Genomic DNA, 25,724 nt, shown 5'->3' with positions numbered 1-25,724 from the left:
GTCAGTGCCCCATGATTAACATGGGGCGAGATAAAGCATCCTTACAGATCAAATTTTACTTCATCAAGTAGCTTCACTGCTGCTTGATGGTTTTCTGCTAGCTTGAAGATTGGCAGACTATCAGCTTTGAAGTCTCCCCATGAAGCTACCATGTCAGAAGGTGTTACATCCGCTTTCACTGGATATTCCATGTTAACTTCTGCGTAAGATTTTTGAGCTACATCAGACGATAAAAATTCCATTAATTTTATCGCATTATCTTTGTTTGGTGCAAACTTAGCTAGTGCCATTCCAGAAACATTGATGTGAGAGCCACGATCTTTCTGGTTAGGGAAGTTAATGTATACCGCTTCAGCCCAGCTTTTTTGCTTAGGATCTGTCATCATTTTACCGAAGTAGTAGCTGTTACCAATAGCAACATCACATAGACCTTCTTTAACCGCTTTAACTTGAGCACGGTCATTACCTTGTGGCTTGCGTGCTAAATTAGCTTTTACACCTTCAAGCCATGTTTTCGTTTCAGCTTCACCATGGTGAGCAATCATTGAGGCAACTAATGCGATGTTATATGGGTGTTTGAAACTACGTGTACAAATCTTACCTTTATACTCTTCTGACGCTAAATCTTCATAGCTTAAGTCAAGCTTACCAACACGATCTTTAGAAGAGTAAACATTACGAACACGCATAGTCAGTGCATACCAATCGTTTTCAGGCGAACGATATTGCTCAGGAATATTACTATTAAGAGTGTCGCTATCAACATCAACAACAAGGTTTTTATCAACCAGTTCCATTAAGCGAGAAAAATCTGATGTGAGAACCACATCTGCTGGAGAAAGACGGCCTTCACGAGCAATACGTTCTGCTATACCATCTTTGGCAAATACCACATTGACTTTGATGCCAGTATCTTTAGTAAATTGCTCTAAAATCGGTTCAACAAGAAAAGCTTGTCGGTATGAATAAACAGTAAGATCATCAGCAGCTGTTGCAGCGATTGAACTCATTGATGACACAGCAGCTAAACCTAACAACGCTAAACTTTTAAACGATTTCATTCCAAATTCTCCTTGGCTTGGCAATACTTAATAATGTTGAAAAGATTGCTTAAGTAATTGCTTATGGAAATGATAATAATTATCAATTGCGGAAAGGATAATAGATCAGTGCATAAGGAGCAAGTGTTGTTTATGTCTGAATTGAAGGATAATTAATAAGGCTTTAAGAGTTTAAGTATATTAAAAGCTGTACAAATTCGATTCTATACAGCTTTTAAATGATGGTTACCAATACTTCTCTACCGTAATTTGCCCTGGAGCACGGCGTAAGTTTTTAACTAGCCCTTTTTCTGTGAGTGCAGTTTGCGCATCGGTAATCATCCCAGGATTACCACAAATCATGACTTGTGAGTTTTCTTGATTTAAAGCAACTCCAGCTCTTTGTTCGAGAGCACCACTTTGCAGTCCATCTGGTATACGGCACGATAGCCCATCAGGATATGTTTCACGAGTCACTGAAGGAATGAATACAAATTGAGTGGGATATTGTTCTTGTAATGCGGTTAATTGTGGTAAATAAGCTAAATCTTCAATTAATCTAACCCCGTATACCAACACGACTTTCTCAAATCGCTGCCATGGCTCCTCGGTTTCCATCATTGAGATAAAAGGTCCGACTGCTGTCCCAGTGGCTAGAAACCATAAATGTGGCCCTTGTAGCGCCCCTGTAGGAATTTCATCTAATGTCATAAAACCTGCAGCTTTTGTACTGACTTCGATATTATCGCCAATGTTAAGCGCTTGCAGATCTGGCGATAACTGACCATCTTCTACAGCCACAGCTAACACTTCTACATAATCTTTACCCGGTGGATTAACAACAGAGTAGGCGCGCGCAATACGCTTTTCATCTCGGATTTGGCTCAGTTTAATAAACTGCCCAGCAATAAATGGTTCAACATCAGCTTTGATGCGCAGCGAGAATAACTTCTCATTCCATTCAATACGTTCAATGACGGTACCCGTTGTCCACATAAGCTATTCCTTCGATCTTAAATGCATAAATTCACAGTGCTCAGTCTGCTTGCGGCGGAGTGGTATTTTCTTTAAAGGCTTCCAATCCAGTCTGAATTAAACTATAGGTTTGCTCAACTCCTGCTGCAATGTCTCCTTCTAGCACCTTCAACCCTGATAGTATCTCGGTTGCTTCTTTAAAGCCTTGATCTATCGCACCTGAAATCTTCTCCATAAAGCTATCTAATTGCTCAGTAAATTCCATTTGGCTATTTTGCTGCTGATGTACTGAAAAAAAGTTAGTCGCAAAACTGACTATACGCTCTGCCGTTGCTTCTGGCGAATAATCCACATCACTCTCAGCTGCTTTCTGTATGGCGTTTTCACCCATTGAAGGCGCAAGTTCAACATTTATTGCATCTATGGCTGCACGATATAATAACGCCATAGATTGATCGCCTGCAGCAATACTGACTTGTTCTTGTGCCGCTAAAATACTGCTATTTTTAAGCTCTCTGCTCACTTGGCTAATTGAAACCTTATCAGTTTGCTGGGATGAAGCACTTTTATCAGCAGAGGTATCATCAGTTGCTTGTTGACGATTATTTGCTTTGGCATGTAATTGCGTTGGGTTATATAACTCCATCATCAGCTCCGGTTAAAGTATGTACAATTAAGGATAACTTAGTTATCGACCATAATCTTCAGACCTAAAGTTAAACCCTAAATTTAAAGCATAAAGTTTAGGTCGAATATATTTGCGCACATTACACATGCTTTAAATGACCTAGAACAAGCGCATAGGTTCATCCATAATAATGATAGTCAAGAAGTAAACAATTTAGCTACTATCAATCACTAATAAATACGGGTTGCGATAAAGGCCCAAGGAACATTTTTAAGGAACAAAAATGCAGCCACATTGGTTTATTGTCGGTTTAGAAATTTTTACTGGATTATTCTTAGCCTGTATTGCGTTCGGCGTCATTGCAGTTATTTATATGTATATCGCCGATAAGCTTCAAACTAAGCAAGCAATTCGTCATAACTACCCTGTGATTGGTCGTTTTCGATACCTGTTTGAAAAACAAGGCGAGTTTTTTAGACAATACTTTTTTGCTCAAGACAGAGAAGAACTGCCCTTTAATCGCGCTGAACGTAGCTGGATATATCGCGCCGCTAAAAATATCGATCGGACTATTTCTTTCGGCTCAACTCAAACACATGACAAAACTGGCACTGTGATGTTTTTGAATGCGGCCTTTCCAAAGTACGATTCAGATCAACATAACGACAAAACTGTCACTATCGGTGCAGAGTGCAAAACCCCATATCAAACATCAACTGTTTGCCATATTTCAGCCATGAGCTTTGGCGCTTTATCTCGTCCTGCTGTCACCGCCTTGTCGCACGGCGCTGCGCAAGCGGGCTGTTGGCTAAACACGGGTGAAGGTGGATTAAGTGAACATCACTTAAAAGGCAATTGTGATTTAGTATTTCAAATTGGTACTGCTAAATATGGTGTTCGAGATGAGAATGGCAAATTAGACGATGAAAAATTAAAAACAATTGCGGCTCATGACAATGTAAAAATGTTTGAAATAAAGCTAAGCCAAGGTGCTAAACCCGGTAAAGGAGGTATTTTACCTGGGGTCAAAGTAACAGAAGAGATTGCTGCGATCCGCGGTATTCCAGTTGGGCAAGATTCTATTAGTCCTAATGGTCATGCTGAGTTTAACAATGTGGCAGATATCCTCGATATGATAAACCATGTCCGAGAAGTAACAGGAAAACCCACTGGAATAAAAGCTGTATTGGGTGACGAGCAATGGTTAATCGATTTATGTGAAGAGATTAATCAGCGCGGAATTGAGCATGCTCCAGACTTTTTTACCCTAGATAGTGCTGAAGGCGGTACTGGCGCTGCGCCACAAGCCTTGATGGATCATGTGGGCTTACCAATTAAAGAAAGCTTACCCATCGTCATTAATTTACTGAAACAAAAAGCTTTAAAACAAAGAATCAAAGTGATTGCTAGCGGCAAGATGGTTTTACCTTCTCAAGTCGCATGGGCATTAGCCACAGGTGCTGACTTTATCGCATCAGCCCGCGGGAATATGTTTGCTCTAGGCTGTATTCAAGCACTTCAATGCAATAAAGATACCTGCCCTACTGGCATTACGACTCATAACAAACAACTTCAGCAGGGGTTAAACCCGCGTAATAAATCAGCAAGAGTCGCCAACTATAATCGTTCACTGCATCATGATTTAAAAATTATTGCTCATTCGTGCGGTGTTAGTGAACCAAGGCAATTAACTCGCCATCACGCAAGAATTGTTACAGAAAGTGGGATTTCGATTTCGCTAGATAAGTTCTATCGACAGTATTAATGAGCAAAATAAGCCACTTACAGGTAACATTAACTTTAGAACAAATACTTAAATCAGCAAAAACTATTAGACCAATTGCTAATATATTGACAAGCGATTACTTTGGACTATTTTTATAATAGGTGTAAAATTGTGACATAGAGCACACTTAGGGGCTTACTTTGAAAACTGAAAATTCGATTATGACATCCAATGGGAGTCATAAGTCAATGTCACTAACCTGCAGTAATTGTGAAAAACTTTCTGAGATTGAAGGTGAAAAGGTGTGCTTTGAGCAAGGAAAAATCACCCGATTAACTGAGGCTGTTACTAGCACTTCGTTGATTACAATGGTCTGCCATAGCTGGTCTAAAAATAGATGAATTCGAGATAAATATTTTCTAAAAATAATTTTAAAGATACGGTAAGTGTTATCAATACGATTTTAGACAACAAAAAAGCAATCATATGATTGCTTTTTTTATGTGTCTTTTGAATCACATTTGTATCTTTGGATAAACCCGCCCAACATCAGACTGATTCACCCGAATAGAATTACACCAAAATATCTGCCGCGCTATCGTCTGCTTTCAATAAACTGTCTTCGCTTTCGTTATCGTTTATTTTTGCCAGTGTTAGCCCACGGGTAGTTACAATCAAACCTGCGCATAATTCATCATAGACAGACTGCAGTTCATCTTGATTCATTTCTCGCTTCTCAAGCGTAGCCATAATCGCAAACCAATCCGTGGTCACTTTATGTTGTGTACCCTCTAAGGCTGCTATTAAAGAAATGTTTTGCACTAACGACCTCCATATTTAGGCTTAATTACCTGATAATTTCCTATTTACCTAAACGATCTCAATCCTTTCCAGGCAATTAAAGCTAATTATACACAAAAACTGCACTATCAAAGAGAGAAAACATCTTCAAGCAACATATCAAAGTGTGATTGTTTGCTCATTTTGGATTCGCCACAGTTTTGCATAGACGCCATTTTGTTCTAATAACCCCTGATGCGTACCTTGTTCTGCAATTTTTCCTTGGCTCAAGACCACAATTTTATCAGCATCAATAATGGTCGATAAACGGTGTGCAACCACTAAACTGGTATGCCCTTTTTCCGCTTCTTTTAAAGCTGTTAAAATGGCTTGTTCCGATTTACTGTCTAATGATGACGTCGCTTCATCAAATACTAAAATGGGTGCTGACTTTAAAATGGCCCTCGCAATCGATACTCGTTGTTTCTCACCACCAGATAACTTTAACCCACGCTCACCGACTTTGGTCTCCCATTGATTAGGTAAAGATTCGATAAAGTCAGTTAAGTTGGCCAGTTTCACAGCTTCTTTAAGTTCTTCAGCACTTGCTGAAGGTCTGCCATAGAGAATATTGTTATAAATGGTGTCGTTAAATAACACAGTATCTTGGGGTACGATTGCAATTGATTGTCTTAACGCTTGCTGAGTCAGCTGTTTGATATCTTTTCCGTCAATCGTTACCGCGCCGCTGCCGACATCATAAAACCGAAACAGCAATTTAATTAAGGTGGATTTACCTGCACCACTTTCACCTACAACAGCTACTTTTTGGCCAGCAGGAATGGTAAAACTCACATCTTTTAATATTGGCCTTTCATCATAATTAAAACAGACTCCATTAAAAGATAACTCGCCTTTTGTTGGCACCACATCTGATGCTTGCGGCGTATCTTGTATGGCTGGCACTTTATCCAATAAACCAAACATGCGCTCAATATTAGCTAAAGCGCTGCGAATTTCACGATAAACAAAACCTAGGAAGTTAAGCGGAATAAACAACTGCATCATAAACGCATTAATCAGTACAAAGTCACCTAAGGTCATATTGCCTGCTGTAACCTCATAGGCCGCTAGCCACATCATGGACGTCATCGCTATGGCAATAATCAAGGCTTGTCCCGCATTTAATGCAAATAAAGACAGGCGATTTTTGCGTTTAGCCACTTCCCATTGATCAAGTGCTGAGTCATAACGCTCAGACTCATAGCGTTCATTATTAAAATATTTAACTGTCTCGTAGTTCAGTAAGCTGTCCACTGCACGTGTATTTGATAAAGAGTCTGCATTGGCTGCATCACGTACAAAACCAGTTCGCCACTCTGTAGCCACTATCGAATAGCCAATGTAAGCCACGACAGCCACAAGCGTAATAAGCGCAAAGCCGATACCGTAATTAAAAAAGAAAATAATAATGACTAAACTGATTTCAAGTAATGTTGGTACGATATTGAACACCATAAAGCGCATCAGAAAGCTGATGCCACTGGTGCCACGTTCAATGTCTCTTGATAAGCCACCAGTTCTGCGGTCTAAATGAAAGTCGAGATCTAAGCGATGTAGATGCTCAAACACAGCTAAACCTAATCGCCTTATTGCACGTTCAGTTACGCGCCCAAAAAGCGTATCTCTTATTTCGCCAATAATGACATTCAAAAATCTGACTGAGCCATAGGCGATAACTAATGCAACTGGAACCACAACTAATGCAGCCGTCTTTTGTCCATCTAAGCTATCGACTAAATCCTTTAAGATAAAGGGCAAACCTACACTAGCAAGCTTGGCGACAATAAGGCATAACATGGCCAAAAATATACGACCTTTGAACTCAAATAGGTAAGGCCACAATAATCTCACGACTTTCCAGTTCAATTTACCTACTGGTCCATCAAAATACGCCGACGGTCTCATTTACTACCACCAATTAAGTTTCAATACGCTTAAACAACACAATGGCCTAGCAGGCTTGATTTACAATCATCATATCAACATTAAGTTAACACTGTTTCACCGGAGAGATATTTATTTAATATCAATAAACGTCGATTAATATCGACCCTAATTACATTATTTTTAATGTAATTTGATAATGCACGGAGCCAAAAGTAATACTTTAAGGCTAGTTATTGGTAATTTAAGTAGTTATAAAGGCTAGTTTTAATAAATTAATTCATTAAATAAGCAAATATTCGCTTGTTTCTAGTTCAGCAACCAAAGAGAATTTGATACTCTTTATTCGATACTTTTTGGCGAATTATACTAGCCATTAACATTTTCCCCGTCCAAAGGAAGCAACATGTTAGACGCAGCAAAAGTTCAGCACCCACCATTACAACTAATACAAACATGGGTGTGGATGATGATCGAATCAGGTAACCCTGAACTACAAGATAAAGGAAGAAACAATCTAATTTCGGCATTTGGAAGCCTAGCTAAAGCCAATGAATATTTAGCCAATACCAACAAATAAATAAGGCGCTAAATAGCGCCTTATTTTTTGCAACTGAATCAGAGTATTAGTGAGCCTATCAAATTAATGATTAGCCGCGTCTTTTAAGTACGCTATCACTCAATGTAGCAAGTAGCTTTTCAGTGTCACTCCAACCGATACATGCATCAGTGATGCTTTGGCCGTAGCAAAGCTCTTTTCCAACAACAAGGTCCTGTCTACCCTCTTCAATGTTACTCTCAACCATCACACCAAATATATTTTGATTACCAGCACTAATTTGTCCTGCTACATCTTCAGCAACAAGCATCTGCTTTTTATAATCTTTACTGCTATTAGCATGACTAAAATCTATCATAATATTCTTTGGTAGCTTGGCCTTATCTAACTGAGCTTCAATGTCAGTTACGTCAGCTTCGCTGTAGTTTGGCGACTTACCACCACGTAAAATGATATGGCAATCAGGATTACCTTTAGTCGACACAATCGCTGAATGACCAAATTTGGTCACTGATAAGAAGTGATGCGGTGCACTGGCTGCGCCAATAGCATCGATAGCGACTTTAATTGTTCCGTCGGTACCATTTTTAAACCCAACAGGACTTGATAAACCCGACGCAAGCTCACGATGCACTTGTGACTCAGTGGTTCGAGCGCCAATTGCTCCCCAACACATCATATCGGCAACATATTGCGGTGTGATCATATCGAGAAACTCACCCGCAGTCGGAATACCTGATTCATTCAAATCAACCAGTAACTTACGCGCTGTTCTTAAACCATCATTTAGCTTAAAGCTATTATCCATATATGGATCGTTGATTAAGCCTTTCCAACCCACTGTAGTGCGTGGCTTTTCAAAATAAACGCGCATAACAATTTCAAGTTGGTCTTTATACTGTTCACGCAAGGCAATTAAGCGCTTACCATAATCTAAAGCAGCTACAGGATCGTGAATTGAGCAAGGGCCAATCACAACCAACAAACGATCATCTTGGCGATTCAAGATACGATGAATACCATCACGAGCATTAAACACGGTTGCTGATGCCGTTTCTGACGCCGGAAATCGCTCTAAAATAGCGATAGGAGGCAATAGTTCTTTTATCTCATCAATTCTAACGTCATCATTTTGGTAATACATATTTTATACAGCTCCAGCAAACAGTTTATTTATGCCAAACTTCAAGCTTGGCAGTAAAGCATAACGCACAGCTTTATAATTCAAACAGTACCATACAATAATTCACTCAATCTATGGTTTTGTCTAATTTATGAGTATAAATCACTGTTAATAAATAACTTTAAATTTAACATTTTAAAATATCTAATAAATTCATTTATTTCGGTGAATCGAAACACTTTGAGGTGGGTTTATCTGTGCTTTTGAGAAGAAAATAAAAAACCATTTTCAGTGGTATCTGAAAATGGTTTAAGCAACATTGAACTGTTCGCTAGTAAAATCTATGTTTTAATGCCGCATCATGGCTTGAAGCTTCCCTTTGTACCGTTCTTGATTCGTCGAATCAATGCTCAAGTCGAGCGCTTTTTCCATACTCTTCTTTGCTCGTCTTTCATCACCAGTTGCCCAATAGGCACGTGATAATCCAAAATAAAACTCATGGCGGTAATCAGCTCTGTCCACAGCTCGTTTATACCAAACTAACGCCTCTTGATATTGTTTTTCAAAGTAAGCTTGTTGAGCCATATCAAAATAATAAAATGGATTATTAATACGCGCGAGCTCCAGCACTTTATGAACTCGTTGCCACTCTTCTAACCTATCTTGCTCGCCTAGGATGATGGCTAAGTTATTTAAAGTGGTAATATTTTTAGGCTCTAACTGCAGTACATGGCGATAAGCTTTTTCGGCTAACTCATCCATGCCTTTATGGCGATAAATCACAGCCAGAGTATTAATGCTATTAACATAATAGGGATCGAGTTCAATTGCCCTTTTTGCCAAGGCATAAGCAAGATCGTATTGATTCTTAACCAGTGCTTCTGCAGCGACATTATTAAAATACATTCCAGCTAAAGTCTGCTTGTTAATCTGTTTTACTCTATAAGCTCTGACGGATCTTTCAGGTAAAAAGTCTACTAATATCTCTGAACCTCTCATGCTGAACGTATTCAGTTGGTCTCGATGAAGTAGTTTCATGTTCACGTGACCATTCACTAGATAAAAGCCACCTCGTCTATCCCAGATAGGCTCAACATCAATATCTTGATATTTAACAGGTACATCAAGCACATCAGCGATAGCTGTCGATAACACTACCAACGACATACAATTTCCCGCACGCTCCTGCGCGGTTACGCTAGCCATTCTGGTGTAATGATCGCGATATTCAAAACCACCGTTTTGAGCATTGATATACTCAGCTAACCATTTATTGACTGGCATTTTCTCAGCAGTGATCCCTGCGGATCGCGCATACTGCCTCCTTATGTCATTCACCATTTCTTCGGGGAGTTCAAATATGGCATCTGTTTCTGGAATGGCGACTGCATTAAAGTCATTGTCGCTAAAAAGTAAACTGGCTTTCGATGTAATTTTTGCTTCTGGTGTGCTGCTACAGCCTGAAATGATGGAAAAAGATAATGAGAAAAGTAACAAATAAAAGCCATGGATCAATAACCTAGCGAGCGCTGAAGACCCGCTAAAAATAAATATCATATTTTCATTTTTCTGTAACATTTTTATGCTCCAGCTAATGCCTTTATTAAGCATAGATGCAAGTACAAAAAATGAGACACTTAAACGTTACAAAACTTATCTAGCAAACAGGTTCAATTATCACTGTTTTCTAAAAAATGAAGATGACATTTCTATTTTTTATAGCAGAAATTATTGAGCCGGCTTTACCTTAGGCTGGATATTTACAGGCTGATTAGGGTTATTAGTTGAATGATGCTTAGAGTTATTTAGCGGTTGATCAATTTGAATAAATACCTCTTTGCCCTGATAAGGATAAGGTCGGTAAGCATTACCAGAACAGTTAAAGTAATGGTAAGGAACAGCTATCGGTAAGCAGCCAACAGGTAGTGCCTGTAGTATTTGAATTTGCTGCTGCATACGGAGCATTTCTTGCCATTGATGATCTCGCTGAACTTGATCTCTTACCGCAAATGCATCAAATGGCTCAGAAGCTTTACGCACAACCACTTTACCCGCCTGTGCATTGTCAACAGACATACTCCAAAGCAATACTGATATGCTAATAACTGTAACGAGTTTAGCTAGCTTGTTCATATCACAGCCCAATTGAATACTTACAATAGTTTGAGTATAACAAAAAAGCAGAGCACTAAGGCTCTGCTTTTAATTTAACTATTTCAAACTAAATCATTTATTAACCAGCTGATTTAATTGAAACAAACTCAGGATATGCATCAACACCACAATCTGAAGCATCCATACCGTTATACTCTTCTTCTTCAGTAACGCGAATACCTACAGTCGCTTTTAGTACAAACCAAACAGCGAAAGAAGCAGCGAATACCCAAGCAAAGATAACAGCAGCGCCATATAACTGAGCACCAAAGTTAGCATCAGCATTTGAAAGCGGTACTAACATTAGACCTAGGAAACCACATACACCATGAACCGAGATAGCACCTACTGGATCATCAATTTTGATACGGTCAAAGCCAACAATTGAGAAGATAACCACACCACCAGCAACAATACCTGTCACTGCAGCCATTAATAATGAAGGTGATAATGGGTCAGCTGTAATAGCCACTAGACCCGCTAAAGCACCATTAAGAATCATGGTTAAATCAGCTTTACCCCAAACTATCTTACAAACGATTAGCGCTGATACTGCGCCAAATGCTGCAGCAGAGTTAGTATTAACAAAGATTTTTGCTACTGCTGAAGCATTTTCTGCATCAGAAACTAATAACTGAGAACCACCGTTAAAGCCAAACCAACCCATCCATAAAATAAACATACCTAACGTAGCCATAGGTAAATTTGAACCTGGAATTGGGTTAACTGAACCGTTTGCGCTATATTTTCCTTTACGAGCGCCAAGTAACAATACACCAGCAATTGCCGCTGCTGCACCTGCCATATGCACAATACCACTACCAGCAAAGTCAACGAAACCAGCAGCAGATAAGAAACCACCACCCCATGTCCAGTAACCTTCAATTGGGTAAATAACGGCTGTCAGTACTACAGAGAAAAGTAGGAAAGACCAAAGCTTCATACGCTCAGCAACTGCGCCAGATACAATCGACATTGCTGTTGCAACGAAGACAACTTGGAAAAAGAAATCAGACTCAAGCGCATGATCTGCACCGTCTGCTTGTGAACCGATTAGCGAACCAAATGATGGTAACCAACCTGCTTCAACATTATCGACATACATGATGTTGTAACCCACTAATAGGTACATCACACAGGCAATTGAATATAAACATACGTTTTTGGTTAAAATTTCAGTGGTGTTTTTTGAGCGAACTAAACCCGCTTCAAGCATGGCAAAACCTGCTGCCATCCACATGACTAATGCACCTGAGATTAGAAAATAAAACGTATCTAATGCGAAACGTAACTCAGTGACTGTTGTTCCTAACGCTGCTAACTCTTCCATTTCAGCCCCCTTATAGTGCTTCGTTATCAAGCTCACCCGTACGAATACGGATTGCTTGTTCAAGATCAGTTACAAAAATTTTGCCATCACCAATCTTGCCTGTATGAGCTGCAGTCGTAATTGCTTCAAGTAATACTTCTAAATTTTCTGCTTTAGTAGCAATTTCTAGTTTAACTTTAGGAAGAAAATCGACTTGATATTCTGCGCCACGATAAAGCTCAGTGTGTCCTTTTTGACGACCAAAACCTTTAACTTCAGTTACAGTCATTCCTTCAATGCCCATTCCAGCAATAGCTTCTCGGACATCATCCAATTTAAACGGCTTGATGATAGCGCTGACGAGTTTCATCTCGACCTCCAAAAGTGTGATTGTTATATATTTGTTTACAATTACAATTCAATCATCAGGCCAAAATCATAAGCTCATGTTTTAAAACAAATAAAACAAAAACAGCCAGAAATAAAAGCATAAAAATGCACCAATAAAGTGCAGCTCTATTTCAGTGCGCACAAGATTAGCGCAGCAGAGTTTGCAAGGTTTGAAATTCAAAATAGGTTTCAAGCTCACGTAAAAATAGCCCCTTATAACCCATAGAAGTCAGCAATAATTTTTGGCATATGGTCAGCATTGAGCGTTAATAAAGCTGTGTATTGAGCGTTAATAAATCTGTGCATTGAGAATAATGACATTACTAAAGAGTGGTATTCATAAGGAATCAAGTTAAAAAGAAGTGGCGGTAAATTTAGGGCAGAACTAAAAACGTGGATAGCTAATTAGTCACTAAACACTGTCATGACAAAGTGTAAAATTGAAAAATAATAGTCAATAAAAAAGGCCCTCATATGAGGACCTTTAAGATGTGAGTATTTTCTAAATATCAACAATATACATTGCCGATTTAGATAACTAACTCTATTGGCTAAAGATTACCAGTTGAAGTTTCTTCAACTGCATCTGTAGGCTCTACAAGCTCTGTACGCTCTTCTGCAAGTAAGTCAGCTAACAGACTATCAACTTTAGTTTTATCAACAACATCAGCTTCAGTCGCGTCTTCAGAAGCTGCAATCAGTTCATCAGCATCTGCAGCAATATCTGCCCCTAGATCAGCACTAGTTTCGTCAAGCTCTGCTAATATTGCTTCTTGCTCAGTTACTGCGGCATCAACTACATCATTCGTTACAGATTCAATGCCTGAACTCGCATCTGTTCCTGCGGCATCTAATTGCGCTAACGCTGTTTCTGCATCAACCGCTTCAGCGGTAACCGGTGCTACTACTTCAGCCACTTCTTCAACGATAACGTCTTTAACTGCTGGTTCAGATGTTTCGCTTTGCGATGACGAATGATTAAATTGAGCCATTAAATCTTCGGTCAATTCAGGCTTCATAACAACAACGCCAGCTGCTGCAGCTAATACAACTCCTGCAACGACAAACTTAGTACCAGAACCTGATTTTTTCTCTTGTGCTTTTTCAGCTGCTGCTTTAGCCGCTAACTGCGCTTGAGGGTTTGGTTGAGGCTTAATTTCAAGTTTCGATTTTGGCTTTGGTGCTGTTTCAGCTTCAGTATTTTGCACAGGAGCCGCTTTTCGCTCTGGCGATGGTGCTGCTTTTGGCTCAGCTTTGATAACAGGTTCACTCATTTGAATGTCTGCTTCTAAATTATCCCTGATATCAGAGATCGGCTCTGGCTTTACTTCTGGTTTAATCTCAGTTTTTACCTGAGGAGTGTCAACAGCAACGTTAGTAATAGGCTCAGCCATTACATTAACATTACTCACTTTTGCAGCCTGAGCTATCGGCGCCTCTGCAATAGGCGCTTCAGCCTTTGGGGAGGCGTATGCTGGCTCTTCGTTAAATGGTGCGCTATAGGCAGCAACAGATTGTTCATCTGCAGCTAACTCAGGTAAAACACCTTGCTCAGGGCCTTTGGTTCTAGCACCTAAGAATTGTCCACCATCATAGATTTCCATCTTATGACTTGAAACATCACCTTCAACGACACCAGAGCTTACGATGACGAGACTGTTACAGTGCAAAGAACCTTTAAACACACCACAAACTCGCAATTCTTGACAGTAAAGCTCACCATCAATTTCGCCACCTACTTCAATTTTAACTTGGTCTGTTGAACGAATAACACCTTTGACTTGACCAGCGATCAAAGCAGGCCCTTTTACTGTCATTTCCCCGTCCAGTGAAGTTTCGGGACCAATAAAAGTCACCCCGTTTCCTTTGTTATTCATACCCAGCAGTATCCTTTTTATTATAAATTTTCGACTTATAGTAAACTAACTTAATAAAAACAACAATAACATTACATTTACAAGTCATTCACTTATCAAACACCCCATTTCAGCTAATCCATTAATAACTTCAGTGTTTTCTGATTATATGTAATAATCCTAATCTGCTAGTATCAGCAGGCTATTGTTAAGGACTTCAATAGTTGATAGTTATAAACAAGGACGTAAGATGATTTTATCGGATATATTCTTAGGTGATATTCCTGAGCCTTTGACCCAGCAACTGTGTCAAATTACTGAGCTACTCAAATGTAATACCATCAGCCATGATCCGCTCGACTTTTATTGGCAACAAGCTGATCAGCACAAAAAAATACTGCTGCATTTCATTGATGACCCTAAACAGCATATTCCTAATTTATCTATCGAGCTCATCTCCGAAGGTAAACATTTGGCTTTTTGCACTAAGTTAAATTCAGATACCGAAACTTTATTGATTGCTAATGGATTTCATGGCGGTTTAGCTGTAAGCGCATCGATTATCGAAATAATAGAAGCGTTAAAGAGTATCGATAATAATAAGCTCTATTTCAGTCATGATGCTATGTCGCATTATATTCAATCTCGTAAACGCCAACCCATCACTCAACGTCAAACAGAGCTTCTTTCGTTAACAACCAAAAAAGAACAACAAGTGTTATCGTTAATTTGTCAGGGATTGTCGAACGAGCAAATAGCTGCAAACTTAAGTATCTCAATCAATACCGTTAAAATGCATATTCAGAATATTTTCAAAAAAACCAATGTTTCAAGCCGAGGTCAGTTATCTTATGTATTTACTCAGGTGTAATGTTCAGTAGGGAGGTAAAATCAATTGCCACTTTAAGCTAAATTAATTACTGATATACTTTAATACTAATCCAACAGTAAGTTATTGAGTGGCTGTAGCGTGACGACTGATTTATTACACTTATATCGCGCTAAAATAGTGCAATCACAATCCACAGAGTTAACTTCAACTAGCCAAGTGATCCTTGATGATCCCGCTCAAACTCAAGCACTCACAGCACTTAACCAACTATTCATCCAACTCAATCAACAACAAGATACTGAGCCACTATCGAAAACAGAACAATCAGCTAATCATTCACCACAAGCATTAGGGATTTATCTTTGGGGAGATGTTGGCCGCGGTAAGACCTTCTTGATGGACATGTTTTATAGCCACCTCAATACCAGTCGCAAATTACGATTGCATTTTCACCGGTTTATGGCTGAAGTTCATCAGCAACTTAATACAGTTAAAGGTATAAATGATCCTTTAGTGCATATCGCACATTTATACGCAGATAAATACCAAGTAATTTGTTTCGATGAGTTTTTTGTCTCTGATATTGGCGACGCCATTATCTTAGGGCGCTTATTCGAACATTTATTTAACCAAGGGGTTATTTTAGTCGCCACTTCAAATGTCGAAATCAAGCGACTTTATGCAAGCGGGTTGCAACGCGAGCGTTTCTTACCTTTTATTGAACTCTTAACAAAAAAAGTTCATCAAATTGAGCTTAAAGGATTAACTGATCATCGTATAACTCAGCAATCCATTAAACCACTTTCAACACAACTTTCTCTGCAACCAATAATGGAGCAGCAAAGCTTCATTGAATTAGCAGGCAGGTATTATCCCCACGAAGCTGCTGTTTGCACCACGCACGACACTATCATTATTTGTAACCGACCGATTAAATATCAAGCTCGCGTGAATAAGCTAATTTGGTTTAACTTCGAAGATTTATGTGACGGGCCTAGATCTCAGTTAGACTACATCGAAATCGCCAGCTTATTTGAACATGTTGTCATTGATGAAGTGCCGCAGCTGGGCGGTGAAGTGAGAACCTGGATTAAAGCCCGCGGAACAGAAGATGCGGCTGTGGGCAATAAAACGGGCGAACGTCAGCTCAGTTATGCCACTAATGATGATCCTGCAAGACGCTTTATTAGCCTAGTAGACGAGCTTTACGATCAGAAAGTATCTCTGACTGTTTGCTCAAGCTTTAATATCAATCAGCTGTACTCTGGCGGTGCACTGTCATTTGAGTTTCGCAGAACCATAAGTCGCTTAGTAGAAATGAAGCGCTGGAACGAGGCGTTAAAATAAATTCGCCCAATAGCAAAGTCTGCGGTAAACACTTGCTCCGCAGACTTTAGCTAAAAATGCTCATTATAAAAGTCGCCAATACCGAATATCTAATACCTATTCACAAACACTTCAAACTAGTCTATTGGACAGTATGCTTAATCACTTCACTGAAGCGACGCATAAAGTTTTCAAAGGCTTCATTATCAGGGTAGTCAAATTGGTATTTATTATGAAAATAGATATTGAGCGAAGTGCGCCCATCACTTAGTGTAATCGTATATCCATCATAACCCGTTTCAGCATGTAAACCGCAAAGTTGATACGTTGAGTTATAGCCGCTTTCACTAGAGTGTTTTTCACCAAACTCAGTTATTTTATTAAACACTTTAAGTGCTTGATAAATATCTATGGCATTTTTCATGGGACGACTCCTGACTGATTGCTAACAAATGAAAGCTTATGTGATTAATCAGATAATTTAGTAACCCTAACTTACGTCCAAAGGGGCTTATAGGATCACATAATTATAGTACATTGAGTCTAGGTGAGCGGTAAAAGATAACAGTGATAAAGCGCCAATAATTGCCAACAAAAAGCTCAGAATATGTATCAATTTGCTTCAGCGAGCGTCGTGGTGTCTCGCTTTCACTTGGTACATTTCTTGATCTGCTAATTCTAAATATTGAGTTACATCGAGCTTTTGTCTCGCTTTTCTAGATGCGACTCCGACACTATAGGCCAGCTCAAAAGGTTCATTGCTGGCATCATTGTGTTTTTTAAGCGCTCGTTTAAACCGTTCAAGTGCAAAAGTAACGTGACCATCATTACATTCACAAAATAGCACTAGGAATTCATCGCCGCCAAAACGGGCAATAACATCAGAATCTCTAAACTCTTGAGTCAATAGATTAGCGAACGCCTTTAACGCTCTATCTCCAGCCTCATGGCCATGGTTATCATTAATTTCTTTAAAATAATCCAAATCAAAGAAAACCAAACAACTACCCACGTTATTTCGATCCCAAGTTGCCATCGCTTGATTGGCTAGCGCTTCAAAACCACGTCGATTAGAAATACCTGTCAATTGATCTAAAGTGGTTTGCTGTATAGACACGAGCTCAGAGACCACCATTTCGGCAAGATCTTGTAGTGCAATTCTATCGTCTTGGCTAAATTCACGAGGCTTATCATCAATGATACATAAGGTCCCAACTCGCATACCGTTTGGCATAGTCAAAGGGTGACCAGTATAAAAACGAATATGAGGCGCTTCTGTCACTAATGGATTATCCGAAAACCGTTCATCTTTGGATGCATCATTAATGACAAAAGGTCCTTCATGATGAATTGCATGACCACAAAAAGAAATATCACGCGGGGTTTCACTTGCTACTAGACCTTGGCAAGACTTAAACCATTGGCGATTTTCATCAACCAAACTCACAAGGCAAATTGATACTGAAAATAGACGCTTTGCTAAACGAGTAATACGATCAAAGCGTTCTTCTGCAGCGGTATCTAATACATTTAAATTTCGTAGGGTTTGTAAGCGCGCTTCTTCATTATCGTGTATTGGTGCAGTTAACATATTTCCAGCCCAAAGTTACTAAAGATCATTTTCTATTTTTATTATTAACAATAACTTATAGAAATATCAATTGTATAAGTTATTGATTATCATTCAGCGTAGCAGTTTTATATTAACTCTGCTGACAATGTCTGCATTTATCTTTAAAAATAATTTGACTGCCTAAGTAGCGATTAGGACGTTTGAACACGAAGCGCTAATTGGAAAACTTACCGCCTCATGTAAATCATAATCCAGCCCTAAAGCACTCAATTAGACTCAACACCTAAAATATGCTGATAAATATCGATAACCTGTGACACATTTTTATCAGCGATATCGGCATCTATCACACCTTTCAACTGCTGCAAGGTCAGTCGATGATTCTCATCTCTTAACCAACAATAAGTTTGAGTTAAATGTTGTGCTGTCATCATAGGTAAGATTTCTAGCTCTGCTAGAACTTGAAAAATGCGCACATTATCAGACCAGATAGCCAGCTCTTTATACTCATTTGCATTAGCTAGCACCAAGTACTGCGCCATGAACTCAATATCAGCAATGCCTCCGACACTCTGTTTTAAGTCAAATTTATCACCACTGACTTTGAGTAAGTGATCGCGCATTTTTACTCGCATATCTCTGACTAATTTTGCCAACTCAGGTAAATCACGAGGTTGCGACAGTACTTCCGTTCTAATTTCACTAAAGCGAGCAGCAAGCTGATTGTCACCATAAACAAAACGAGAACGCACCAGAGCTTGATGCTCCCAGTTCCACGCTTCTGTTTGTAAATATTCCTTAAACTGCTCTACTTCCGTGACCAATAATCCTGATGCGCCAGAAGGTCTAAGGCGCATATCCACTTCATATAGTTCGCCCGATGTGGTTCGGGTTGCAAACAAATGCACAATTCGCTGTGCAAGTTTTAGATAAAAGTGGCCAATCCCAATCGGTCTTTTACCATTGGTCTCACCGGTATTTAGGCTATTTCTCAAGAACACTAAATCTAAATCTGAACCATAACCTAATTCAATCCCGCCTAATTTGCCGTAACCGATAATGGCAAAGCCCATTTTGTCAGGACTGGTTCCCTCAGGAACGCCATGACGAGCCGCCACTTGATGCCATGCTTGCAATACAACTTGTTCAATTATCGCTTCAGCCAAGAAGGTAAGATGATCGCTGACCTCCATAACAGGTAAAACACCAGTGACATCGGCAGCGGCGATTTTTAGCTGCTGTGACAATTTAAACTGACGTAATGCTTCCATTTGCATTTCCATGTCATCTTCTGGCACGCGCAATAAATACTGTCTTAATTCACTTGGGTAATCATCAACCGAGGTGGTGTCATAAAGCTGTGATGGGTCGATAAGCTCATCAAGCAGCATCGGGAAGTTAGCTAACTCTTGCGCAATCCAAGGACTTGCACAACATAAGCTAATTAATTGTTGGCGTGCGCCTGGGTTTTCACATAAAAGTTCAAGATAAGTTGTTCGTGTTAAAATTTGTTCTAATACACCAGACACGGCTTTAAGTGCCACGCTTGGAACGGGTTGTTCTAGTAATTCTGACAATAATCTTGGCATGAGCTTTTCGAGGGTTTCACGTCCTCTCGGACCAATTGACCGTTTAGTGGTAGTTGAGCGCCACTCGATTAACGTCGGCCAGAAATTCACATCATCCACTAAATGTTCATCCAATAATGCTCCTGCGTTATCAGGATCTTCAATCACCCATAGCTGACTCGTCCAATGTTCGCTTTGATCATGCTCACCTTCCCCGCCCACAGTTTCTTTAAAGTGACTATGAATACGAGCCATAGCATTAGAAACTTTGGCTCGAAGAGCCGTTTCATCTTCAACTCCCATCGCAACACACAACCTTTGCCAATCAGTAGAGTTATCTGGCAATGTTTGCGTCTGTTTATCATCAATGGCTTGTAGCAGGTTTTCAACGCGGCGTAATAAAATGTAGCTGTGTTTTAATTCATCTACAGCAAGGTACTCAAGTTGACCAAGGTTATATAAAGTATCAATCGCACCAAATAAACTTTGCTGACGCAGCGAAGGCTCTCGTCCACCGCGTATTAGCTGAAAACTTTGCACCACAAACTCAACTTCGCGAATGCCACCCGCACCGAGCTTAATATTATCGGTCAATTGACGGCGGCGAACTTCTTGGGCAATCAATTGCTTCATTTTCCTTAATGAATCAATCGCCGAGAAATCAATATATCTGCGATAGACAAAAGGTCTTAATAAGTCATGCAAATCATCACTGAACTGCGTCCATGGCCCAAGCACTCGGGCTTTCACCATGGCATAACGCTCCCAGTCACGACCTTGTTCTTGATAGTAATCTTCAAGGCCACTAAAGCTAACCACAAGCGGACCGCTTTCGCCGTAAGGACGTAGGCGCATATCAACCCGAAATACAAAACCATCAACGGTCACTTGATCTAGCAAGTTAACTAAACGCTGCCCCATTCTAATAAAAAACTGCTGGTTAGCTTGAGCGCGTCGGCCACCAATGGTTTCGCCATGCTCAGGGAAAGTAAAAATTAAATCGATATCTGAAGAGAAATTGAGTTCACGGCCACCTAGTTTGCCCATACCTAGAATAAGTAGAGGTTGCGGATTACCTTCCTCATCTGATGGCGTGCCTAATTGCTGGCACATTTCTTTATATAGCCAGTCTCGGGCGGCTATAACTAAAGCTTCAGCAAGGGCGGATAAATCTAATAATGAAGATTCGACATCGGAATAATTGGCAAAATCACGCCAAGCTAAACGCACCATTTGTAGGTTACGATATTGACGTAAAACAGATTTAGCTGCGTCTTCAGAGCTGATTGCAGATAATTCAGCGTTTAATTCTGTAGCAAAACTTTGCCTATCTACATCATCAAGTAAGCCATTAAACAGCCTTTCAATCCATTGTGGATTTCGACATAACTGTTCGCCAATGTAATCACTCAATCCAAAGACTGACTTTAACTTCTGCTGTTGTTCTTGATTTAGTTTGGCCGCTATTTCAGGCCACTCATCGGATAGCCTTAACCAGTAACGTTCTGCAATGTCAGATAATTCGGCAGATAAGGCGTTGTTACTCAGGTTTTGCATTTTTATTCGATCCCTTCAGCAATTTACACACAGCGTAACACTTTATAATCGACATAATATGTCAAATTGTGCTATACCATTCATAACAAAAGTTTAATGTAAGTCTTAATTGAATATGCCATTAAGATTACTATAACCTGTATACTAGTTATACCTAACCGTATAAATATTTGGTCTTTATTGAACACATATTTATGCGGTTTGTTATTATATCTATAGATGAAATTCTTACCATTTGGAGAAAACATGGCTGGCATGCTTCCCCGTGTCCTCGCAGTATTTTCAACGATAATATTGTGCTTTACATTAACAGGCTGTGGCGATGACAGACCTGAAAAAATTGCTCAGTATCAGCAACTATCTCAGCAACGTTTGGGACAGTTAAACTCGATGCTCAACGCTGGTGAATTACGCAACGCAACTTTGCTGAACCAATACGCTAATTTACTTAAACAAAGCAAACCTGATTTAGTACCGCTTTTAGATGAATTAGCTAAAGATGCTGGCACTTCAGGGCCTATGTTTCAGTCTTTACAACGACGCGTGAGTGAATTATCTAGCGCAGATAATTTTGTCGACTTAGATCAGCAGCTAGAAGAAGCGCAGAACATATACCACGCAGCAGATCCTAGCCTCTATAACGATATGCTTTCGGATCCAGTCAATGTCGTGGCTGATTTATCGGGTGGTCAATTAGCCCGAGTTAACTCAATCAGTCGTGAAGCGGCTGCATTAGCCAATGGCAATGAAGACTTCGGCGCAGGTAGTCAGTTAGTCGGTAACCCGTCATACGGCAACTGGCAGACTAACTCCAGTGGCATGTCTTTTTGGGCTTGGTATGGCATGTACTCGATGTTTTCTAACGTGATGAACCCAGTTCGTTACGATCGCTGGTCAAATAATCGTGGTTACAGTTACTACAATGACGTGGGCCGTTCGCGATACACTTCGCCAAAACAAGCGACAGCGCAAAACCGTACCTATGAGAACACCAAGAAAGCCTTTAATTCTCAAGGTCGACAGTTTAATAGTCCCTATGCGAAATCTCGTACAGGTTCTACTGGTTTATCAAGACAAAGTACTTCTACGCCCAAAGCCAGCACGACTGGAACTAGAAGTGCAAGCGCAAGTAAGTTCCGTTCGACCTATTCTAAAGACAGCAGTTTCCGTAATTCATCAAGCCGCACTACTCGCGGTGTACGCCGAGGCAAATAAGGAAAAATCATGACATTTTTAACTGACTTCGGGCTCACCCTAGATCTCGCTATCATTTTAGCAATCGATATTACTATCGCCGTCATTTTGTTAGCGCTAATGCGTTACTTGCAAGGTTGGAGCGTAAGAGTAAACAGCCGAGCTGAACTTGCTGAACGCGATAACTTTGCTTTTGGTGTCAGTACTGCAGGCGCTGTTTTAGCGTTAGGTATTGTCCTCAGCGGTGCAATTACTGGGGAAGCGGCTAACTCCTATGTAATGGAAGCAATAGGGATGACAATCTATGGTGTATTTGGTTTAGTGCTGATTAAATTTGGCCGCTTCTTACACGATAAAGTTGCACTGAATGAAATTGATAAAAATAGCCAAATCGTTAATGGCAATATGTCTGTTGCCATCGTTGATGCCGCTGCAGCTATCGCCACCGCGATTATCATTCGCTCAGTGTTAATGTGGGCTGAAGATATAACTATCGATACCTTTATCGCAATATTCACAGCCTTTTTAATCTCGCAACTTATGCTAGTGGTATTAACTCGATTCCGTGAGCACCAATATGCTAAACGTAATCAAGGCGATTCTATGCAAAAAGCCTTAGAGCAAGGCCAGGTGGCAATTGCTGTTCGTCATAGTGGATATATGATTGCGATGGCATTTACCTTTAATGCTGCGAGTCATTTCATTATTTTTGATCCTACGGCTTACATGGTTAATATCATCGGCTGGTTAACCTTTTCAATCATCATGTTAATTGCACTTTCGGTACTGTTAGCAATCGTGAAAAAGTTAGTATTAGCACAAATTAATTTAACTGAAGAAGTTGAAAAGCAGCATAACGTTGGTGTTGCAGCTGTTGAACTTGCTATCAGTATTGCTATTGCACTAATTCTTGCGGCGTTAATGGCGTAAATTGATGAATAATACTTTGCTTGAAAATGGCCAGGAGGGCAGCAACAAGCAAAACAGCCCTTCTAAACGCAGCTTAGCTTGGTTCGACGATGCCCTTTTATTGGGCATCATGGCGCTCCTTGCTGGCTGCGGTCTTATCTATGAATACCTTTTATCTCACTATGCCGGTCGTATTCTAGGCGCCCTTGAAGCCGCAATTTATACGATGATCGGTATTATGATTGTATCTATGGGTATAGGCGCTTTTGCCGCTCGTAAAATACGCTGTGCGTTTACCGGTTTTGCGTTACTTGAACTGACCGTGGCTTTTTGTGGCTCTCTCGCTATTTTAATTACCGCTGCAGTGATTGGCTTCGGCCAACAACTTCCGTTGATTATTGCCAACACATTAGGGCTTCCGCCTGATCATATGCCAGATGGTGGCTTTATTGGCACCTTACAAAACCTAAGTGAATACTTACCTTATGTATGGGGGGTCATTTTAGGATTGATGATCGGTATGGAGATTCCGCTCATTGCTCGCGTACGCCAATCATTGTCTGAAGAGCACTTACTGCATAACGCAGGTACTATTTATGGCGCTGACTACATTGGCGCGGGTGCCGGCGCTGCTATCTGGGTTTTGTTCATGCTCTCGCTGGATATCCAATTAGCTGCAGCGTTAACTGCTAGCGTTAACTTATTAGCTGGGTTTGTTTTTATTTGGCGTTTTTGGCAACAAATTCGTTGGGCAAAATTAATTCTTATTGGCCACTTTGTTGCCAGTGGTGTACTGGTACTATTAGCGATGCACGGCCCAAGTTGGGAACAAAACTTTAATAATCTGCTTTATAAAGACAAAGTTGTTTATTCAGAGGCCACACGTTTCCAGCAGCTAACCTTTACCGAAAGATTACGTGGCAGCGGTCAAGCGCCTGTTTACTCATTGTATATTAATGGTCGTTTACAGTTTTCCAGTATTGATGAACATATCTACCACAGCTTCTTAGTGCACCCGACAATGGCGGCAAGCGCGAGACAAGATAATGTATTGATTATTGGTGGCGGTGATGGTCTTGGCTTAAAGCAAGTCTTTAAGTGGCAACCAAAGTCAGTCACCTTGATGGATTTAGATGAAAAGCTAGTTGATTTATTTCGCGAGCCACACATCAATATGCCAACATATGTGAGTAACGCCATGCTCGAATTAAATGGCGATGCACTCAATGATCCTAGAGTAAACCTAGTTTATGACGATGCATTTAACGGTGTCGATAAGCTCATTAAAGATAATCAAAAATTTGATGTGATTATTGTCGACCTTCCCGATCCGAGTCACCCCGATTTAAATAAACTCTACTCTGATTTATTTTATCGAAAGTTAGCTGAGCTATTGAGCGCTGATGGTGCAATGACAGTGCAGTCAACCTCGCCTTATCATGCGCAACAAGCTTTTATCTCAGTAGGTAAAACTATTGAATCAGCGGGCTTCGCTGTGCAGCAATATCATCATAATGTGCCGAGCTTCGGTGAATGGGGCTGGACAATAGCCACCCGCTCAGGTCAAGACGCCAAATCACGCCTTGCCCATGGTCAATCATTACCAATCGAAGAAGATTGGCTAACCCCAGGTCTGATACAAGGCTCATTTGAGTTCCCAGGCAATTTTTACGATGACAAAGATAACATTGAGATCAATAGAATTGGATCACTACAGCTTTACCATTATCACTTAGCGTCCTGGTCAGAGAATCAAGGGATGAATCTTTTTTAATCTACCAAAAATAGCCTTGACATAATATGTCTAAGTGCTATCTTTGAAACCTAAGACATAATATGTCAACAAGGACAAATATGAATATCCATAAGATTGCTAACCACTTAACTGAACTCGGTGACGAAAGTCATACCGGTTTAAAGTTTGATTGTTTCCCAATGGACGGCGAAGTCGAAGTATTACAAGTCAACGTTGCAGGTCGTGAAGAACTACCCGTATTCGTGTCTGTAACTGACAATCAAATTTTGTGTATCAGTTACTTATGGGATGAGAGCGAAGTGAAAGAAGAGACTCGCACCCAAATGTTTGAAACCATGCTTGAACTGAATATCCCAATGCCACTGTCATCGTTTGCAAAGATTGACGATAAATATGTGGTTTACGGCGCACTATCAGTGACCTCAAGCATGGAAGAGATTGAGCAGGAATTATCAGTGTTGTCTGATAACTGTTTAGAAGTTATCGACGAACTTGTCGAATTTTTGAAGTAAGGAGCCATAT

General features: G+C 40.1%; 22 protein-coding genes. 8 read left to right on the top strand and 14 right to left on the bottom strand.

Annotated features, from left to right (window positions below; all coding sequences use genetic code 11):
• Window positions 1-41: 41 nt before the first annotated feature.
• The 3 genes from AC0L4E_RS02790 to AC0L4E_RS02780 form a co-directional block, all read right to left on the bottom strand.
• The gene (locus tag AC0L4E_RS02790) at window positions 42-1,061 is read right to left on the bottom strand and encodes a Fe(3+) ABC transporter substrate-binding protein (protein WP_473677899.1); all 1,020 of its coding nucleotides are present in this window, start codon (window positions 1,059-1,061) and stop codon (window positions 42-44) included.
• 225 nt (window positions 1,062-1,286) lie between these two features.
• Window positions 1,287-2,036 carry a ferredoxin--NADP reductase gene (locus AC0L4E_RS02785; protein WP_473677898.1) on the bottom strand — a complete coding sequence of 250 codons (750 nt, stop codon included), beginning with the start codon at window positions 2,034-2,036 and terminating at the stop codon, window positions 1,287-1,289.
• A gap of 40 nt (window positions 2,037-2,076) precedes the next feature.
• Complete coding sequence (locus AC0L4E_RS02780; RefSeq protein ID WP_473681484.1) at window positions 2,077-2,661, bottom strand: DUF5610 domain-containing protein; 585 nt, start codon at window positions 2,659-2,661, stop codon at window positions 2,077-2,079.
• A 265-nt stretch (window positions 2,662-2,926) separates the two neighbouring features.
• Here AC0L4E_RS02780 and AC0L4E_RS02775 point away from each other — a divergent pair, with 265 nt between their 5' ends.
• A complete protein-coding gene (locus AC0L4E_RS02775; RefSeq protein WP_473677897.1) occupies window positions 2,927-4,408 on the top strand; it encodes an FMN-binding glutamate synthase family protein in 1,482 nt (493 codons plus the stop codon).
• A 534-nt stretch (window positions 4,409-4,942) separates the two neighbouring features.
• On the opposite strand, the gene AC0L4E_RS02770 is transcribed toward AC0L4E_RS02775, so the two are convergent.
• Together AC0L4E_RS02770 and AC0L4E_RS02765 are read right to left on the bottom strand one after the other, a co-directional pair.
• Window positions 4,943-5,191 carry a hypothetical protein gene (locus AC0L4E_RS02770; protein WP_153912714.1) on the bottom strand — a complete coding sequence of 83 codons (249 nt, stop codon included), beginning with the start codon at window positions 5,189-5,191 and terminating at the stop codon, window positions 4,943-4,945.
• Window positions 5,192-5,329: 138 nt separating this feature from the next.
• Window positions 5,330-7,117, bottom strand: a complete 1,788-nt coding sequence (locus AC0L4E_RS02765) for an ABCB family ABC transporter ATP-binding protein/permease (RefSeq protein ID WP_473677896.1) — start codon at window positions 7,115-7,117, stop codon at window positions 5,330-5,332.
• Window positions 7,118-7,502: 385 nt separating this feature from the next.
• On the opposite strand from AC0L4E_RS02765, the gene AC0L4E_RS02760 reads away from it, so the two are divergent.
• Window positions 7,503-7,676 carry a hypothetical protein gene (locus AC0L4E_RS02760; protein WP_102528249.1) on the top strand — a complete coding sequence of 58 codons (174 nt, stop codon included), beginning with the start codon at window positions 7,503-7,505 and terminating at the stop codon, window positions 7,674-7,676.
• A gap of 70 nt (window positions 7,677-7,746) precedes the next feature.
• Here AC0L4E_RS02760 and aroG read toward each other — a convergent pair whose 3' ends face one another.
• From aroG to AC0L4E_RS02730, 6 genes are all read right to left on the bottom strand, one after another.
• Window positions 7,747-8,799, bottom strand: coding sequence for a 3-deoxy-7-phosphoheptulonate synthase AroG (aroG, locus tag AC0L4E_RS02755; RefSeq protein ID WP_473677895.1), 1,053 nt, complete (start codon window positions 8,797-8,799; stop codon window positions 7,747-7,749).
• Window positions 8,800-9,126: 327 nt separating this feature from the next.
• On the bottom strand, window positions 9,127-10,356 hold the full coding sequence (locus tag AC0L4E_RS02750; RefSeq protein WP_473677894.1) for a tetratricopeptide repeat protein: 1,230 nt from the start codon (window positions 10,354-10,356) through the stop codon (window positions 9,127-9,129).
• Window positions 10,357-10,506: 150 nt separating this feature from the next.
• Window positions 10,507-10,854 carry a hypothetical protein gene (locus AC0L4E_RS02745; protein ID WP_473681482.1) on the bottom strand — a complete coding sequence of 116 codons (348 nt, stop codon included), beginning with the start codon at window positions 10,852-10,854 and terminating at the stop codon, window positions 10,507-10,509.
• Window positions 10,855-11,011: 157 nt separating this feature from the next.
• Window positions 11,012-12,262: an ammonium transporter gene (locus AC0L4E_RS02740; protein ID WP_220753453.1), complete on the bottom strand. Its 1,251-nt coding sequence runs from the start codon at window positions 12,260-12,262 to the stop codon at window positions 11,012-11,014.
• 10 nt (window positions 12,263-12,272) lie between these two features.
• A complete protein-coding gene (locus AC0L4E_RS02735; protein ID WP_220753452.1) occupies window positions 12,273-12,611 on the bottom strand; it encodes a P-II family nitrogen regulator in 339 nt (112 codons plus the stop codon).
• Between the two features lie 571 nt (window positions 12,612-13,182).
• Window positions 13,183-14,508 carry a polymer-forming cytoskeletal protein gene (locus AC0L4E_RS02730; RefSeq protein ID WP_473677893.1) on the bottom strand — a complete coding sequence of 442 codons (1,326 nt, stop codon included), beginning with the start codon at window positions 14,506-14,508 and terminating at the stop codon, window positions 13,183-13,185.
• Between the two features lie 229 nt (window positions 14,509-14,737).
• On the opposite strand from AC0L4E_RS02730, the gene AC0L4E_RS02725 reads away from it, so the two are divergent.
• Window positions 14,738-15,358 carry a helix-turn-helix transcriptional regulator gene (locus AC0L4E_RS02725; protein ID WP_473677892.1) on the top strand — a complete coding sequence of 207 codons (621 nt, stop codon included), beginning with the start codon at window positions 14,738-14,740 and terminating at the stop codon, window positions 15,356-15,358.
• 99 nt (window positions 15,359-15,457) lie between these two features.
• Complete coding sequence (gene zapE, locus AC0L4E_RS02720; protein ID WP_473677891.1) at window positions 15,458-16,666, top strand: cell division protein ZapE; 1,209 nt, start codon at window positions 15,458-15,460, stop codon at window positions 16,664-16,666.
• A gap of 121 nt (window positions 16,667-16,787) precedes the next feature.
• Here zapE and AC0L4E_RS02715 read toward each other — a convergent pair whose 3' ends face one another.
• The 3 genes from AC0L4E_RS02715 to glnE form a co-directional block, all read right to left on the bottom strand.
• Window positions 16,788-17,069, bottom strand: coding sequence for a DUF3081 family protein (locus AC0L4E_RS02715; protein ID WP_220753449.1), 282 nt, complete (start codon window positions 17,067-17,069; stop codon window positions 16,788-16,790).
• A gap of 198 nt (window positions 17,070-17,267) precedes the next feature.
• Window positions 17,268-18,236, bottom strand: a complete 969-nt coding sequence (locus tag AC0L4E_RS02710; RefSeq protein ID WP_473677890.1) for a sensor domain-containing diguanylate cyclase — start codon at window positions 18,234-18,236, stop codon at window positions 17,268-17,270.
• Window positions 18,237-18,484: 248 nt separating this feature from the next.
• Window positions 18,485-21,349 carry a bifunctional [glutamate--ammonia ligase]-adenylyl-L-tyrosine phosphorylase/[glutamate--ammonia-ligase] adenylyltransferase gene (gene glnE, locus AC0L4E_RS02705; RefSeq protein WP_473681480.1) on the bottom strand — a complete coding sequence of 955 codons (2,865 nt, stop codon included), beginning with the start codon at window positions 21,347-21,349 and terminating at the stop codon, window positions 18,485-18,487.
• A 240-nt stretch (window positions 21,350-21,589) separates the two neighbouring features.
• On the opposite strand from glnE, the gene AC0L4E_RS02700 reads away from it, so the two are divergent.
• The 4 genes from AC0L4E_RS02700 to AC0L4E_RS02685 all read left to right on the top strand — a co-directional run bounded on the left by AC0L4E_RS02700 (window position 21,590) and on the right by AC0L4E_RS02685 (window position 25,714).
• Window positions 21,590-22,558 (top strand): hypothetical protein, encoded by a 969-nt coding sequence (locus AC0L4E_RS02700; protein WP_473677889.1) that lies wholly within the window; start codon window positions 21,590-21,592, stop codon window positions 22,556-22,558.
• Window positions 22,559-22,567: 9 nt separating this feature from the next.
• A complete protein-coding gene (locus AC0L4E_RS02695; RefSeq protein WP_473677888.1) occupies window positions 22,568-23,467 on the top strand; it encodes a DUF350 domain-containing protein in 900 nt (299 codons plus the stop codon).
• Between the two features lie 4 nt (window positions 23,468-23,471).
• A complete protein-coding gene (locus tag AC0L4E_RS02690) occupies window positions 23,472-25,220 on the top strand; it encodes a polyamine aminopropyltransferase (RefSeq protein ID WP_473677887.1) in 1,749 nt (582 codons plus the stop codon).
• Window positions 25,221-25,300: 80 nt separating this feature from the next.
• Window positions 25,301-25,714: a YjfI family protein gene (locus AC0L4E_RS02685; protein WP_473677886.1), complete on the top strand. Its 414-nt coding sequence runs from the start codon at window positions 25,301-25,303 to the stop codon at window positions 25,712-25,714.
• Window positions 25,715-25,724: the final 10 nt, after the last annotated feature.

The organism is Shewanella sp. GJ50-10, assembly GCF_055808815.1.
This window is presented reverse-complemented; position numbering and strand designations above follow the sequence as displayed.

Bases quoted from the DNA above. Each gene is read 5' to 3' on its own strand.
- AC0L4E_RS02790 (WP_473677899.1), bottom strand. From the start codon at position 1,061: ATGAAATCGTTTAAAAGTTTAGCGTTGTTAGGTTTAGCTGCTGTGTCA.
- AC0L4E_RS02785 (WP_473677898.1), bottom strand. From the start codon at position 2,036: ATGTGGACAACGGGTACCGTCATTGAACGTATTGAATGGAATGAGAAG.
- AC0L4E_RS02780 (WP_473681484.1), bottom strand. From the start codon at position 2,661: ATGGAGTTATATAACCCAACGCAATTACATGCCAAAGCAAATAATCGT.
- AC0L4E_RS02775 (WP_473677897.1), top strand. From the start codon at position 2,927: ATGCAGCCACATTGGTTTATTGTCGGTTTAGAAATTTTTACTGGATTA.
- AC0L4E_RS02765 (WP_473677896.1), bottom strand. From the start codon at position 7,117: ATGAGACCGTCGGCGTATTTTGATGGACCAGTAGGTAAATTGAACTGG.
- AC0L4E_RS02760 (WP_102528249.1), top strand. From the start codon at position 7,503: ATGTTAGACGCAGCAAAAGTTCAGCACCCACCATTACAACTAATACAA.
- aroG (WP_473677895.1), bottom strand. From the start codon at position 8,799: ATGTATTACCAAAATGATGACGTTAGAATTGATGAGATAAAAGAACTA.
- AC0L4E_RS02750 (WP_473677894.1), bottom strand. From the start codon at position 10,356: ATGTTACAGAAAAATGAAAATATGATATTTATTTTTAGCGGGTCTTCA.
- AC0L4E_RS02745 (WP_473681482.1), bottom strand. From the start codon at position 10,854: ATGTCTGTTGACAATGCACAGGCGGGTAAAGTGGTTGTGCGTAAAGCT.
- AC0L4E_RS02740 (WP_220753453.1), bottom strand. From the start codon at position 12,262: ATGGAAGAGTTAGCAGCGTTAGGAACAACAGTCACTGAGTTACGTTTC.
- AC0L4E_RS02735 (WP_220753452.1), bottom strand. From the start codon at position 12,611: ATGAAACTCGTCAGCGCTATCATCAAGCCGTTTAAATTGGATGATGTC.
- AC0L4E_RS02730 (WP_473677893.1), bottom strand. From the start codon at position 14,508: ATGAATAACAAAGGAAACGGGGTGACTTTTATTGGTCCCGAAACTTCA.
- AC0L4E_RS02725 (WP_473677892.1), top strand. From the start codon at position 14,738: ATGATTTTATCGGATATATTCTTAGGTGATATTCCTGAGCCTTTGACC.
- AC0L4E_RS02715 (WP_220753449.1), bottom strand. From the start codon at position 17,069: ATGAAAAATGCCATAGATATTTATCAAGCACTTAAAGTGTTTAATAAA.
- AC0L4E_RS02710 (WP_473677890.1), bottom strand. From the start codon at position 18,236: ATGTTAACTGCACCAATACACGATAATGAAGAAGCGCGCTTACAAACC.
- AC0L4E_RS02700 (WP_473677889.1), top strand. From the start codon at position 21,590: ATGGCTGGCATGCTTCCCCGTGTCCTCGCAGTATTTTCAACGATAATA.
- AC0L4E_RS02695 (WP_473677888.1), top strand. From the start codon at position 22,568: ATGACATTTTTAACTGACTTCGGGCTCACCCTAGATCTCGCTATCATT.
- AC0L4E_RS02690 (WP_473677887.1), top strand. From the start codon at position 23,472: ATGAATAATACTTTGCTTGAAAATGGCCAGGAGGGCAGCAACAAGCAA.
- AC0L4E_RS02685 (WP_473677886.1), top strand. From the start codon at position 25,301: ATGAATATCCATAAGATTGCTAACCACTTAACTGAACTCGGTGACGAA.